Genomic DNA, 13,651 nt, shown 5'->3' with positions numbered 1-13,651 from the left:
CCACCACCGGCCCCACACCGCTTGCGGGAACCAGCCGCCCTTCTCACGCTTGACCAACGTACCCGGTCAGTACATCTGGCGGGCCCTGCTCTAGTGGTCTGCGTCGAGCACCAAGCCGTCAGCGTTGATGTCGACGTCGAGGTCGCGCCAGTCGATTTCCCAGTAGCCGTCGTCGTCCCACTCGACCTCGGCCTGGCCATCGCGGGCGGCAGCGAGTGCGGCCTCGACGTCCGCCTCACTGACGTCCTCGTCGGCCATCTCCGTGCGGGCCTCCTGGGTGTAGTCCGTCACTGCGGCGGGAAGCTCGTCCGACGCGGCGGGCGCAGCGGGGGCCGGGGCGGCGCTGGCGTTATCAACATCGTCGCCGTCGTCAGCATCGTCAACGTCGTCATCGCCGGTGGTCACCGTGACGGTCTCCGGCTCGACGCTTGCCTCAGCGTTCGTTTCTGCGTTCGTTTCTGGGGCGACCTGGTCGGCGGATCCGCCGCACGCCGTGAGGCTCGCGAGCGCCAAGGTCGCGGTGGTCAGTGCAACAGTCGTCCTAGAAGTCATGTCGGCCACGGTAACAACACCTTCCGCACCGCTTTGTCTACTTCGTGGCAGGTGCGCGTACACTCTTGTCAGCAAAACCCGACAACCGAAGCTGATAAAAAGGGGAGCGCACGTGGAGAACGCCGGAATCGCCGCCGCGGTGGACCGCTGGTTCACCGACAATCAGGAGCGCGTGATCGGCTGGCGCCGCCACATCCACTCTCACCCGGAGCTGTCCAACGAAGAGGTCGCCACCACCGACTTCCTCGTGGAGACGCTGGAGAGCTACGGGCTTCACCCGGTGCGTTTCCCGGGCACTGGCCTGTACGTGGACTTAGGCCCCGCGGAAGGCAAGCGCCTGGCGTTTCGCGCGGACATTGATGCGCTGCGCGTGCCGGAGCAGACAGGCTTGAGCTTCGCATCGTCTAATCCGGGCGTGTCCCACTCCTGCGGCCACGACATCCACACCACCGTCGCCTTAGCGCTCGCCTGCGCGCTATCCACGGAGGAGTTGGACCACCCGGTGCGCATCATCTTCCAGCCCGCAGAGGAGGTCATGGGCGGCGGCGCGCTGGATGTGATCAAGTGGGGCGCGCTCGAGGGCGTCGGGGCCATTTACGCGGTGCACACCGAGCCGCACATCAAAGTGGGCGAGATCGGTGTGCGCACCGGCGCGATCACCTCGGCTTCGGACGTGATCCGCATCGAGGTCCACGGCCCTGGCGGGCACACCTCGCGCCCGCAGCTGACCGCGGACGTGGTCTACGCCATAGGCGCGCTGATCACCCAGCTGCCTGGTCTGCTGTCGCGCCGGGTGGACCCGCGCACCGGCACTGTGTTGGTGTTCGGCCACGCGGAGGCGGGGGATGCCGCCAACGCGATCCCGAAGCGCGGCCTGCTCGAGGGCACGCTGCGCACCGCCGACATCACCACCTGGCGCGAGAACGAGGACCTGCTCACGGACTTAATCGACCTCATCGTCGCGCCCACGGGCTGCACCTACCACTTGGACTACATCCGCGGGGTGCCGCCGGTGCTGAACGACGACGCCGCGACCGCCCTGGCCGTGGAAGCCGCCCGCGCGGTGGACCCGCAGTCGGTGGTATCCGCCCCGCAGTCCAGCGGCGGCGAGGATTTTTCCTGGTACCTCGAGCACGTGCCGGGCGCGATGATGCGCCTGGGAGCCTGGAGCGGTGAGGGCGACTACCAGGACCTGCACCAGGGCAACTTGAACGTGGACGAGCGCGCCATCGGGGTTGGCGTGCGGCTGTTCGGCTCCATTGTGGAGGAGTACTTCCGCCCGGGCGAAGAATAGGCGTTGACTGGGTAGACTGTCTCCCAGTTTGGTTCCCTGTCACCCAACCTATGAGGAGTGCTGTTTTGTCCAAGAAGATCGTCATCATCGGTGGAGGCCCGGGCGGCTACGAGGCTGCGCTGATGGCGTCCAAGTACGGTGCGGACATCACCATTGTCGAGGACAGCGGCGCAGGCGGGTCGGCGATCCGGAAAGACGTCGTGCCGTCGAAAAGCTTTATTGCGGGCGCGAACATCAAAAACGACCTGCGTCGCGCGGACGACATGGGCTTGAGCCACGCGCTGGGCGATTCGAAGCTGTCGCTGCTGGCGCTCAACGATCGTGTGAAGGCGCTTGCCGGCGAGCAGTCGGACGACATCCGTGCGCAGTTGGAGCAGGGCGGCGTGCGCTTCATCGAGGGCCGCGCGCGGTTCGCGGACGAGCAGAAGGGCCACACCACCCACAACATCGAGGTCGAGACCGCCGACGGGTCCGCGGAGACGCTCACCTGCAACATGGTGCTCGTGAGCGTCGGTGCGAGCCCGCGCGTGCTCAAGGGTGCGGAGCCGGACGGCGAGCGCATCCTGAACTGGCGCCAGATGTACGACCTGAAGGACCTGCCCACCCACCTGATCGTGGTCGGCTCCGGCGTCACCGGCGCGGAGTTCGTCTCCGCGTTCGCCGAGCTGGGCGTGAAGGTGACCATGGTGGCTTCGCGCGACCGCATTCTGCCTCACGACGACGCCGACGCCGCCGACGTGCTCGAGGACGTGCTGGCAAACCGCGGCGTGCAGCTGGAAAAGGACGCCCGCGTGGAGCGCGTGGAAAACACCGGCGAAGGCGTGGTCGTGCACACCACTGACGGCCGCGCCATCGAGGGCTCGCACGTGATGATGTCCATCGGTTCCATCCCGAACACCGCCGACCTCAACCTGGAGGCCGCCGGCGTGGAGGTCACCCCGTCCGGCCACATCCACGTGGATCGCGTTTCGCGCACCAACGTCGCCGGCATCTACGCCGCCGGCGACTGCACGGACCTGATGCCGTTGGCGTCCGTGGCCGCGCAGCAGGGCCGCATCGCCGTGGACCACGCGCTCGGCGAGGGTGTCACCCCGATCCGCCTGAAGACGGTGGGCAACGCCGTGTTCACCCGCCCCGAGATCGCCGCGGTGGGCGTGACGGAGCAGCAGATCCGCGACGGCGAGGTCGACGCCGACATTTACAAGCTGCCGCTGGCGACCAACCCGCGCGCGAAGATGCGCTCGCTGCAGTACGGCTTTGTCAAGATCTTCGCCCGCAAGGGCTCCGGCCAGGTGCTCGGCGGCGTGATCGTCGCGCCGACCGCCTCCGAGCTGATTCTGTCGGTGACCATCGCCGTGGCCAACAACCTCACCGTGCGCCAGCTCGCTGGCTCCATGGCGGTGTACCCGTCGCTGTCCGGCTCCATCACCGAGGCAGCGCGCCGCCTGGTCACCAACACCGACCTGGACTAGTGCTGGACTAGTACTCCGGAAACGCCCGCTGCGGGCACTTCGTGCGCGGGCAGGTGGCGCACCCGGGGCCGATCGGGGTAGCGGACGCCGGGTCCACGTCGAGGCCGTCGGCGTAGACCAGCTCGTGTGCGTGCACCGCGTCGCAGCCCAGCGCCACCGCGTGCTCGCGCCGCGGTGAGCCGAAGCCGACCGCTGGCCCCTGCACCATCCGCGCCACCCAGAGCTGCGTGCGCCCGTCCGGGGTGGAGGAGACCTGCCTGGTCACCCGGTTCGGCGTCTCAAAAGCGCGGTGCACTACCCACAGCGGGCACGTCGCGCCCGAACGTGAGAAGTGGAACCCCGCGGTGGCCTGGCGTTTTGACACGTTGCCGGCGCGGTCGGTGCGGATGAACACGAACGGCACTGCCTTCGCGCCGGGCCGCTGCAGGGTGCCTAGTCGCTGGCAGGTGGATTCGAAGCCGGTGCCGAAGCGGGCAGAGACGACGTCGATGTCGTAGCGCGTCTCCTTCGCCGCGGAGAGTACTTCCGCGTACGGCATGGTCACGGCGGCGGCGAAGTATTGCGCCAGGCCGTGGGTGGTGACGTGGCGGGCCGAAGGGTCGTCGATAGGCGATGTGAGCTCTTGGATCTCCCGGTCGTGTGCGAGCGTGCCGTAGTGGTAGGCGAGCTCGAAGCACTGTTGTGCTTCAGTCAGTCCAGCCCGCAGGCGGATTTCGCGGGGCTGCCTATCGACGGCACTGCGCCCCCGAACGTCCTGGTTAAAGCGCACGGGGTAGCCGAAGTCCCGATCCAGCGCCGCAGCCAAACGAGTCAGGCGCATCTGGCGGCCGCCGAGGTGTTCCGCCAGCGACTCCGCGGCTGTGTCCAGCGTGTGGAAGTAGTTGCCGTGGTCCTGGAAGAAGTTGCGCGTGGCCTCGTACGGGTTGGGGGAGCTGCCCTCCAGCCGCGCGGGGATGCCGCGCACCTTGTCCGCGATCGCCGGGTACGCGCGGGCGAAGGCGGTGAGCTCATGTTCGGGGATATCGGGGATGAGCTCCGCTAAGTCCGCGGCGGCGGCGCGCTCAGCCGCCCCGGAGAAGTACGCCGCGTCCACCCCGAACGCGGCGGTCAGCTGCACAAGCACGCTGGCGGTTAGCGGACGCTGGTTGTTTTCCAGCTGGTTGAGGTAGCTGGGGGAGAGCTCGAGCGCTTTGGCCATCTCCGCTTGAGTGAGGCCGCGAGTGGTGCGCAGCGTGTGTATTTGTCCCCCCGCGTAGAGCTTCGCCATAGCCGCCTTCCCTCTCCAATTACGTCGTTGCGCTGCAGATTTACAACACTTCGCAATCTTGCCTGCTTTTGGACGCAAGAATACACACAACAGACTATGACCCGGGACACATTTGCGGCCTTAGTATGAGGCACACCATCACGGTCGGTATTCGAAGGAGCCTCACGCATGATCAACCACGAAGTACGCACCCATAAGTCCGCCGAGGACTTTCCCATCGAAGAGCATCTGGCTTACAAGATCGCCAAAGTCGCAGTCGACCCGGTGGAGGTGCCGGAAGACACCCGCGAGATGATCATCAACCGCATCATCGACAACGCCTCCGTCGCCGTCGCCTCCTACAACCGCCGCCCGGTCGCCGTCGCCCGCGAGATGGCCAAGGCGCACCCCGCCGACAACAACGGCGCGCTCGTCTTCGGCGAGGACGGCACCTACTCCGCCGAGTGGGTCGCCTTCGCCAACGGCACCGCCGTGCGCGAGCTGGACTTCCATGACACCTTCCTCGCCGCCGAGTACTCCCACCCGGGTGACAACATCCCGCCGATCCTCGCCGTCGCCCAGCACAAAGGCCTGGACGGCAAGGCGCTGATCCGCGGCATCGCCACCGGCTACGAAATCCAGGTCAACCTGGTCAAGGGCATCTGCCTCCACGAGTTCAAGATCGACCACGTGGCCCACCTCGGCCCGTCGGCAGCCGCAGGCATCGGCACCATGCTCGGCTTGGACGTGGACACCATCTACCAGGCCGTGGGCCAGGCGCTGCACACCACCACCGCCACCCGGCAGTCCCGCAAGGGCCTGATCTCCTCCTGGAAGGCCTCCGCCCCGGCGTTCGCCGGCAAGATGGCCATCGAGGCCGTGGACCGCGCCATGCGCGGCGAGGGCGCACCCGCCCCGATCTGGGAAGGCGAGGACGGTTTCATCGCCTGGATGCTGCACTCCCCGGAGCGCACCTACACCGTGCCGCTGCCGGCGGACGGCGAGGAAAAGCGCGCCATCTTGGACACCTACACCAAGGAGCACTCCGCCGAGTACCAGGCGCAGGCCCCGATCGACCTGGCGCGGCGCATGAAGCAGACCATCGCGGACGCTGGCAAGACCACCGCCGAGATCGAGTCCATCGTGCTGCACACCTCGCACCACACCCACTACGTCATCGGCACCGGCGCGAACGACCCGCAGAAGATGGACCCGGCCGCCTCCCGCGAGACGCTGGACCACTCCATCATGTACATGTTCGCAGTCGCGCTTGAAGACGGCGGCTGGCACCACGTGGACTCCTACACCCCGGAACGCGCGAACCGCCCGGAGACCGTGGAGCTGTGGCACAAGGTCTCCACCGTGGAGGATCCGGAGTGGACCCGCCGCTACCACTCGACCGACCCGGACGAGAAGGCCTTCGGTGCACGCGCGGTGATCACCTTCCAAGATGGCACCGTCATCGAGGACGAAATGGCTGTCGCCGACGCCCACCCCTACGGCGCACGCCCGTTCGTACGCGAGAACTACATTGCCAAGTTCCGGACGCTGGCCGAAGGCATCGTCGATAAGCAAGAGCAGGACCGCTTCCTCGCGGCGGTGCAGGACCTGGAAAACCTCACCGACCTGAGCGAGCTGAACATCCGCGTCAGCGACGCCACCCGCGCCGCCGCCGAGGAAATCCCGGGAGGCATCTTCTAATGTTCGCCCCTGAAAAGACCCCGAACGAGCGCCGAAAAGCACTGCGCGCGTCGCTGAACGACGCAACAATCACGACCCTGCCCGGCGCCTTCAACCCGCTGACGGCACGCCTCATCGAAGACATCGGCGCGTTTTCCGGCGTCTACGTCTCCGGCGCCGTGGTGGCCAACGACCTGGGCTTGCCGGACATCGGCCTGACCACCCTGTCCGAGGTGTCCAACCGCGGCGGCCAGATCGCCCGCGCCACCAACCTGCCGGTGCTCATTGACGCCGACACCGGCTTCGGCGAGCCCATGTCCGCCGCACGCACCGTCGCCGAGTTCGAGGCCGCAGGGTTGGCCGCGCTGCACCTGGAGGACCAGGTCAACCCGAAGCGCTGCGGCCACCTCGACGGCAAGGAGGTCGTGCCGACCGACCTGATGGTGCGCCGCATCACCGCCGCGGTTCGCGAGCGCCAGGACGACGACTTTGTCATCTGCGCGCGCACCGACGCAGCCGGCATCGAGGGCATCGACGAGGCCATCGAGCGCGCGAAGGCCTACGCGGGCGCCGGCGCCGACCTCATCTTCACCGAGGCGCTGTACTCCGAGGCGGACTTTGCCAAGTTCCGTGAGGCCGTCGATACGCCCCTGCTGGCGAACATGACCGAGTTCGGCAAAACCGAGCTGATGAGCGCCAAGCAGCTGGAAGACCTCGGCTACAACGCCGTGATCTGGCCGGTGACCACCTTCCGCATCGCCATGGGCCAGACCGAGGAGATGCTGCGCGACATGGCCGAAACCGGCACCCAGGTGCCGTGGCTGGACAAGATGCAGCACCGCTCCCGGCTCTACGAGCTGGTCCGGTACGACGAGTACAACCAGTTCGACCAGTCCGTCTTCACCTATTCCAAAGACACCTACAGCTCAACCTTTGAGCAGTAAGCCCCAATCACACACCCCCAACTCAAGGAGAGATCCACCATGACCGAGCAAGACATCCGCAAAGGCCTCAACGGCGTCGTCGCCGACTACACCGCCGTGTCCAAGGTGAACCCGGAGACCAACTCGCTGCTCTACCGCGGCTACCCGGTCCAGGAGCTGGCAGAGCACTGCACCTTCGAGGAAGTGGCCTACCTGCTGTGGAACGGCGAGCTGCCCAACGACGAGCAGCTGGCGGAGTTCCGCGGCGGCTGCATGGAAAACCGCGACATCGATGAAGAGCTGATCCAGGTGATCAACTTCATGCCCAAGGACTGCCACCCGATGGATGTGCTGCGCACCGCCGTGTCCTACCTGGGTGCAGAAGATCCGGAGAAGTTCACTCCGGACTCCGACCACCTGCGTGGCATCGGCCGCAAACTGCTGGCCAAGCTGCCCACCATCGTGGCCACGGACATCCGCCGCCGCCAGGGCAAGGAATACATCGCGCCAGACAAAGAAAAGGGCTTTTCCGAGAACTTCCTCTGGATGGTCTTCGGCGACGAGGAGAACTCACCAGCGAACATCCCCTCCGACATTGAGGCGTTTGAAAAGACGATGATCCTGTATGCGGAGCACTCCTTCAATGCCTCCACCTTCACTGCCCGCACCATTGCCTCGACCATGTCCGACGGCTGGTCCGCCATCACCGGCGGCATCGGCGCACTCAAGGGCCCGCTGCACGGCGGCGCGAACGAGTTTGTCATGCACCACATGGAAGAAATCGGCGACCCGGCCAAGGCGGAGCAGTGGTGCCTGGACAAGCTGAAGAACAAAGAGCTTGTCATGGGCTTCGGCCACCGCGTGTACAAGAAGGGCGACTCGCGCGTGCCCACCATGGAGGCCGCGTTTAAGAAGCTCGCCGCGGAGCACCCGGAAAAGGACGCCCAGAAGTGGGTGGAGATGTACGACATCATGGCCAAGACCATGTACGAGAACACCTCCATCAAGATCCGTCCGAACCTGGATTTCCCGTCGGGCCCGGCGTACTACATCCTCGGTTTCGACATCGAGTTTTTCACCCCGCTGTTCGTGATGTCCCGCATTACGGGCTGGACCGCGCACATCATCGAGCAGTTTGAGAACAACTCGCTGATCCGTCCGCTGTCCGCTTACAACGGCCCGGAGGAGCGCCACATCGAGCGCTAAATCGCTTCTACCCCCGAAACGCGGGCAGTCGCTTGTCGACGGCCCGCGTTTTCCCACCCCCAGGTCGTCCCCCAAAGTGTCCCGAAAATGATGTGATCTGTATTAAACTTATCCTATCCGTATGACCGCAAAAACTTCCTTTGTGAAAGGAAACCGATGAACCCGGATAACCTCCCGCTTCACGACCTGCCGGCCTTCAGCAAAATCCTGGTGGCCAACCGTGGCGAAATCGCCGTGCGTGCCTTCCGCGCAGCATTCGAGACCGGCGCGAAGACCGTCGCCGTGTACCCCCGCGAAGACCGCAACTCTTTCCACCGTCCGTTTGCGGACGAGGCTGTTCAGATTGGCGAGCCGGGCCAGCCGGTCAAGGCCTACCTGGACATCGACGAGATCATCCGCGCCGCGAAGGAAACCGGCGCGGACGCAATTTACCCGGGTTACGGGTTCCTGTCCGAGCGTGCCGACCTGGCGCGTGCCTGCCGCGACAACGGCATCAAGTTCATCGGCCCCACCCCGGAGACGCTGGACCTGACCGGTGACAAGTCCGCCGCCGTCCAGGCCGCGGAGCGTGCTGGCCTGCCGGTGCTGAAGGACTCCGAGCCGTCCGACGACCCGAAGCAGCTGGCGGAATACGCCAAGGACTTCGAGTTCCCCGTCTTCGTCAAAGCAGTCGCAGGCGGCGGCGGACGCGGCATGCGCTTTATTGAGCGACCGGAGGACGTCGAGAAGCTTGCTGCTGAAGCCTCCCGCGAAGCAGAGGCCGCATTCGGCGACCCGAACGTCTACATCGAGCGCGCAGTCATCCGCCCGCAGCACATCGAGGTGCAGATCATGGCGGACTCGCACGGCAACGTCGTTCACCTGTTTGAGCGCGACTGTTCCGTGCAGCGCCGCCACCAGAAGGTCGTGGAGATCGCCCCGGCGCAGCACATCACTGAGGAGCAGCGCCAGCGCATCTGCCAGGACGCGGTGAACTTCTGCAAGGAGATCAACTACGAAGGCGCCGGCACCGTCGAGTTCTTGGTGGACGAGGCGGGCAACCACGTCTTCATCGAGATGAACCCACGCGTGCAGGTCGAGCACACCGTGACTGAGGAAGTCACCGGCATCGACATCGTGAAAAACCAGATGTACATCGCCGCCGGCGCGAAGCTGGAGCAGCTCCACCTCACCCAGGACCTCATCGAGGTCAACGGCGCCGCCCTGCAGTGCCGCATCACTACCGAGGACCCCGCCAACGGCTTTAGGCCGGACTCCGGCGTGGTCACCGGCTACGCGTCCCCGGGCGGCGCGGGCGTGCGTCTCGACGGCAACGTGGCCGTCGGCACCACCATCACCCCGAACTTCGACTCGCTGCTGGTGAAGATGACCTGCCGCGGCCGCAACTTCCAGGTCGCCGTGGACCGCGCGCTGCGCGCCCTAAACGAGTTCACCATCAACGGCCTGTCCACCAACATCGGCTTCCTGCGCGCCCTGTTGAGCGAGCCGGAGTTCCGCCACGAGCGCATCAACACCGGCTTCATCGCGGACCACCCGAACCTGCTGGAAGCGCCGGCCGCCGCCGACGACGCCGGCAAGATCCTCAACTACCTCGCGTCCGTGACGGTGAACCAGCCCAACGGCCCGCGTCCGACCAACATCCGCCCGTCCAAGAAGCTGCCGGAAGCCAAATACGGCGACCTGCCGCGCGGCTCCCGCGACGACCTGCTCGAGCTCGGCCCGACAAAGTGGGCGGAGAAGCTGCGCAACCAGACCGCGCTAGGTGTCACCGAGACCACCTTCCGCGACGCGCACCAGTCGCTTTTGGCCACCCGCATCCGCACCAACACCCTGGTCGCGGCGGCGAAGCACGTCGGCCACCTCACCCCGGAACTGACCTCCGTCGAGGCATGGGGCGGCGCCACCTACGACGTGGGCATGCGCTTTCTCCACGAGTCGCCCTGGATGCGCCTGGACGAGCTGCGCGAGGCAATGCCGAACGTGAACATCCAGATGCTGCTGCGCGGCCGCAACACCGTGGGCTACACCCCGTACCCGGACTCCGTGACCAAGGCGTTCGTGCGCGAGGCCGCCACCTCCGGCATCGACATCTTCCGCATCTTCGACGCGCTCAACGACGTCTCCCAGATGCGCCCGGCCATCGAGGCGGTGCTGGAGACCAACACCACCGTCGCCGAGGTGGCCATGGCCTATTCCGGCAACCTGATGGACCCGGCGGAAGACCTGTACACGCTGGATTACTACCTCACACTGGCCGAGGAGATCGTCGACGCCGGCGCGCACGTCCTGGCCATCAAGGACATGGCGGGCCTGATGCGCCCGGCAGCCGCCGCGAAGCTGGTCACCGCGCTGCGCGAGCGCTTCGACCTGCCGGTGCACGTGCACACCCACGACACCGCGGGCGGCCAGCTGGCTACCTACTTAGCCGCCGCTAACGCTGGCGCAGACGTGGTCGACGTAGCGTCCGCGCCGCTGGCAGGCACCACCTCCCAGCCGTCCATGTCCGCCCTCGTCGCCGCGTTCGCGGAAACGGAGCGCGACACCGGCATTGACCTGCAGGCCGTCTTCGACATGGAGCCCTACTGGGAGGCCGTGCGACAGGTCTACGCCCCGTTCGAGTCCGGCATCCCGGGCCCGACCGGCCGCGTGTACAAGCACGAGATCCCGGGCGGCCAGCTGTCCAACCTGCGCACGCAGGCCAAGGCGCTTGGTCTGGAAGACCGCTTCGAGCTCATTGAGGATTACTACGCCGGCGTGAACGAGATCCTCGGCCGTCCGACGAAGGTCACCCCGTCCTCCAAGGTCGTCGGCGACCTGGCGCTGCAGCTGGTGGGCCAGGGCGTGAGCCCGCAGGAGTTCGCCGAGAACCCGCGCAAGTACGACATCCCGGAATCTGTCATCGGCTTCCTGCAGGGCGAGCTGGGCACGCCTCCCGGCGGCTGGCCGCTGCTGCGCGACAAGGCGCTGGAGAACCGCAGCGAGGTCGACCACACCGTCCAGGTGCCGGAAGATCTGGCCGCTGACCTTCAGTCCGAGGACCACGACACTCGCCGCGCCGCCCTGGACAAGCTGCTCTTCCCGAAGCAGTACGCCGAGTACCAGGAGCACCTGCGCACCTACGGCATCACCGATCAGTTGGGTGACAAGGCGTTCTTCTACGGCCTCGAAGAGGGCGAGGAGACCATGATTTGGTACGGCGAGATCGACGAGAACCGCCCGCCGCTGGTGGTCAGCCTCGACGCCGTGGGTGAGCCGGACGAGAAGGGCATGCGCCAGGTCATCCTGACCGTCAACGGCCAGGTCCGCCCGATCACCGTGCGCGACGAGTCCGCCGAGTCCTCCGTCGCCGAGGTGGAGAAGGCCGACTCCTCCAACCCGGGCCACGTGGCAGCGCCGTTCGCCGGTGCCGTGACCGTGACCGTCAAGGAGGGCGACGAGGTCAAGGCCGGCGACCCGGTGGCAACCATCGAGGCCATGAAGATGGAGGCCGCGATCTCCGCCACCAAGGACGGCAAGATCGAGCGCGTCGCGTTCACCCAGCCGACCAAGGTGGAAGGCGGCGACCTCGTGGTGGTCATCGCCTAGCCGGGGAGCGTTGTCAGCACCGCGCGGACCGTTTCACGGCCGCGCGGTGTTTGCTTTGCCGTCCGGGTTTTGCGGATCTGCTAGTTCGCCGCGGCAGGCTGCTAGCAGATCAAGTGTCCAACTTTGCGTTTTCCCGGTTGGTGTTGGAAAAGTGTTCCAGTAACGGCGTGATCTGCTAGTTGCGCGCCCAAGGCGGTGCGGGGGAACTAGCAGATCGGCAGCCTGGCGCGGCCGAGCACCGGCAGCGCGGGCCTACGCGGTGAAGTCCTCCACGTCCACGGCCATGACGTTGTCCTCGCCCTCGACATTCTTGAAACCGAACTTCTCGTAGCGGTGGCGCGCCCGGTCGTTGTCCGGGTCCACCCACAACGCCACCTTCGGCGCGCCCTGGCGTTTGGCCAGCTCCACCGCGGCCTGCAAAAGCCGCACCGCGAGCTTGTTTCCTGCGTAGCGGTTTTCCACCGCGATGGCGATTTCGGGGATGTTGGGGGCGAGGTTCGCGTGCCCGTCGTCAGGCGACTGCCAATACCGCAACCACACGCCACCTGCAGGTACGTCGAACTGGTCGAATGCCACGATGCCGCTTTCGCGCTCCGGGTCCCACTGGCCCACATAGGTTTCGGCGCCTTCGCGCTCGTCGTGGCCGATGTCGCCGTCCTCGTCACCGAAGACGTCGGCGAGGTAATTCAGCCGTCGCAGATAGGTGCGGTCGGACTCCGTGGCCTCGCGCAGTTGGAACTCAGGTGTGTAATCCATGCGCTCCACGTTAATCTTTTGCCATGCTTCGACGCATTTGCCTATCGACGTCCACCGCCCTGGCCCTCGCCGCTACCCCCGCATTCGCCGTGGCAGCGCCCGTGGTCAACGACGCCCCACCCGCCGCCACCCCCGTGGTCAACCAGGGCGATGTGGTGGACGTAGTGGGCAAAGGCCGCTGCACCATCGCGTTCAACGACCGGGGCCAAAACGTCAGCTACACCGCCGGGCACTGCGGCGAAGAGGGCGACCGCGCCATTGTGATGGGGGAGGGGTTCCGCGCCTCCGGCACGTTCCACCCGTCGTCGGCGATGAACGCGGACGAGGGCACCGCCAACGACTGGGGCGTGATCCGCTGGGCCGACGGCGTGAAGCTAGGCAAAAACGGCATATCCGGGGACGCAGTGGTGGCGCCGTCGCTGATGCGCTCGGGCGACCCGGTGTGCGTGTACGGCGGCACCAGCAAGAAGACCACGTGCGGCAGCTTCGCGGGCGCGCTCGGCAACAACCTCTACTGGGACGGCCCGTCCGGCAAACCCGGCGATTCCGGCGGGCCGGTGTGGGTGGAAGGCAAAGGTTTTCTGTCCATCTACACCGGTGTGAGCCTGGCGGTGGGCAGCAGAGGGGAGGAGGGCCGGCTCAACCGCAGCTCCGTGCCTGACAACGGCCCGCAGGTCAGCCCCGAAGAAGAAATGGAGCTGCTGGCCCAGGCAAAGCGCATCACCACGCCGGTGGTGCACGAAACGGCGGTGCCGGGAGGCAATCCGGAAAAGGTGAAGGACGGCGGCAGCTCAGATATGAGCGCGGTGGGAATCACCGCGATCGTGCTCGTCGCTCTCGCCGGGGTGCTATTCGCGCTGCCGCAAATCGTCGGCGCACTGCCGCCGCAGTACCGCGAGCCCGCGCTGCGGATCATGCAGGGTTGGGGCTCCTAGCG

At 66.3% G+C, this 13,651-nt stretch carries 10 protein-coding genes; 7 read left to right on the top strand and 3 right to left on the bottom strand.

Annotated elements, in window-relative coordinates; translation table 11 throughout:
* Window positions 1–90: 90 nt before the first annotated feature.
* Window positions 91–552: a hypothetical protein gene (locus QP996_RS11230; RefSeq protein ID WP_284872703.1), complete on the bottom strand. Its 462-nt coding sequence runs from the start codon at window positions 550–552 to the stop codon at window positions 91–93.
* Between the two features lie 112 nt (window positions 553–664).
* On the opposite strand from QP996_RS11230, the gene QP996_RS11225 reads away from it, so the two are divergent.
* Both QP996_RS11225 and QP996_RS11220 read left to right on the top strand, forming a co-directional pair.
* Entirely contained in the window at window positions 665–1,846 is a 1,182-nt protein-coding gene (locus tag QP996_RS11225) for an amidohydrolase (protein WP_284872702.1), read from the top strand.
* Between the two features lie 65 nt (window positions 1,847–1,911).
* Complete coding sequence (locus QP996_RS11220; RefSeq protein WP_502870234.1) at window positions 1,912–3,318, top strand: NAD(P)H-quinone dehydrogenase; 1,407 nt, start codon at window positions 1,912–1,914, stop codon at window positions 3,316–3,318.
* A 7-nt stretch (window positions 3,319–3,325) separates the two neighbouring features.
* On the opposite strand, the gene QP996_RS11215 is transcribed toward QP996_RS11220, so the two are convergent.
* Entirely contained in the window at window positions 3,326–4,585 is a 1,260-nt protein-coding gene (locus QP996_RS11215; protein ID WP_284872700.1) for a helix-turn-helix domain-containing protein, read from the bottom strand.
* Window positions 4,586–4,753: 168 nt separating this feature from the next.
* On the opposite strand from QP996_RS11215, the gene prpD reads away from it, so the two are divergent.
* From prpD to QP996_RS11195, 4 genes are all read left to right on the top strand, one after another.
* Window positions 4,754–6,265 carry a 2-methylcitrate dehydratase PrpD gene (gene prpD / locus QP996_RS11210; RefSeq protein WP_284872699.1) on the top strand — a complete coding sequence of 504 codons (1,512 nt, stop codon included), beginning with the start codon at window positions 4,754–4,756 and terminating at the stop codon, window positions 6,263–6,265.
* Window positions 6,265–7,188: a methylisocitrate lyase gene (prpB, locus tag QP996_RS11205; protein ID WP_284872697.1), complete on the top strand. Its 924-nt coding sequence runs from the start codon at window positions 6,265–6,267 to the stop codon at window positions 7,186–7,188. The genes prpD and prpB overlap by 1 nt, the downstream gene beginning before the upstream one ends.
* 39 nt (window positions 7,189–7,227) lie before the next feature.
* A complete protein-coding gene (locus tag QP996_RS11200) occupies window positions 7,228–8,373 on the top strand; it encodes a bifunctional 2-methylcitrate synthase/citrate synthase (protein WP_284872696.1) in 1,146 nt (381 codons plus the stop codon).
* Window positions 8,374–8,529: 156 nt separating this feature from the next.
* Entirely contained in the window at window positions 8,530–11,958 is a 3,429-nt protein-coding gene (locus QP996_RS11195) for a pyruvate carboxylase (RefSeq protein WP_284872695.1), read from the top strand.
* Between the two features lie 252 nt (window positions 11,959–12,210).
* Here QP996_RS11195 and QP996_RS11190 read toward each other — a convergent pair whose 3' ends face one another.
* On the bottom strand, window positions 12,211–12,714 hold the full coding sequence (locus QP996_RS11190; protein WP_284872694.1) for a GNAT family N-acetyltransferase: 504 nt from the start codon (window positions 12,712–12,714) through the stop codon (window positions 12,211–12,213).
* A 23-nt stretch (window positions 12,715–12,737) separates the two neighbouring features.
* Here QP996_RS11190 and QP996_RS11185 point away from each other — a divergent pair, with 23 nt between their 5' ends.
* Window positions 12,738–13,649, top strand: a complete 912-nt coding sequence (locus QP996_RS11185) for a chymotrypsin family serine protease (RefSeq protein WP_284872692.1) — start codon at window positions 12,738–12,740, stop codon at window positions 13,647–13,649.
* Window positions 13,650–13,651: the final 2 nt, after the last annotated feature.

This window comes from Corynebacterium sp. MSK008 (assembly GCF_030232585.1).
Classification (GTDB): Bacteria; Actinomycetota; Actinomycetes; order Mycobacteriales; family Mycobacteriaceae; genus Corynebacterium.
Note: the sequence above shows the minus strand (reverse complement) of the source record. Positions and strands in the feature narration are given on the sequence as shown.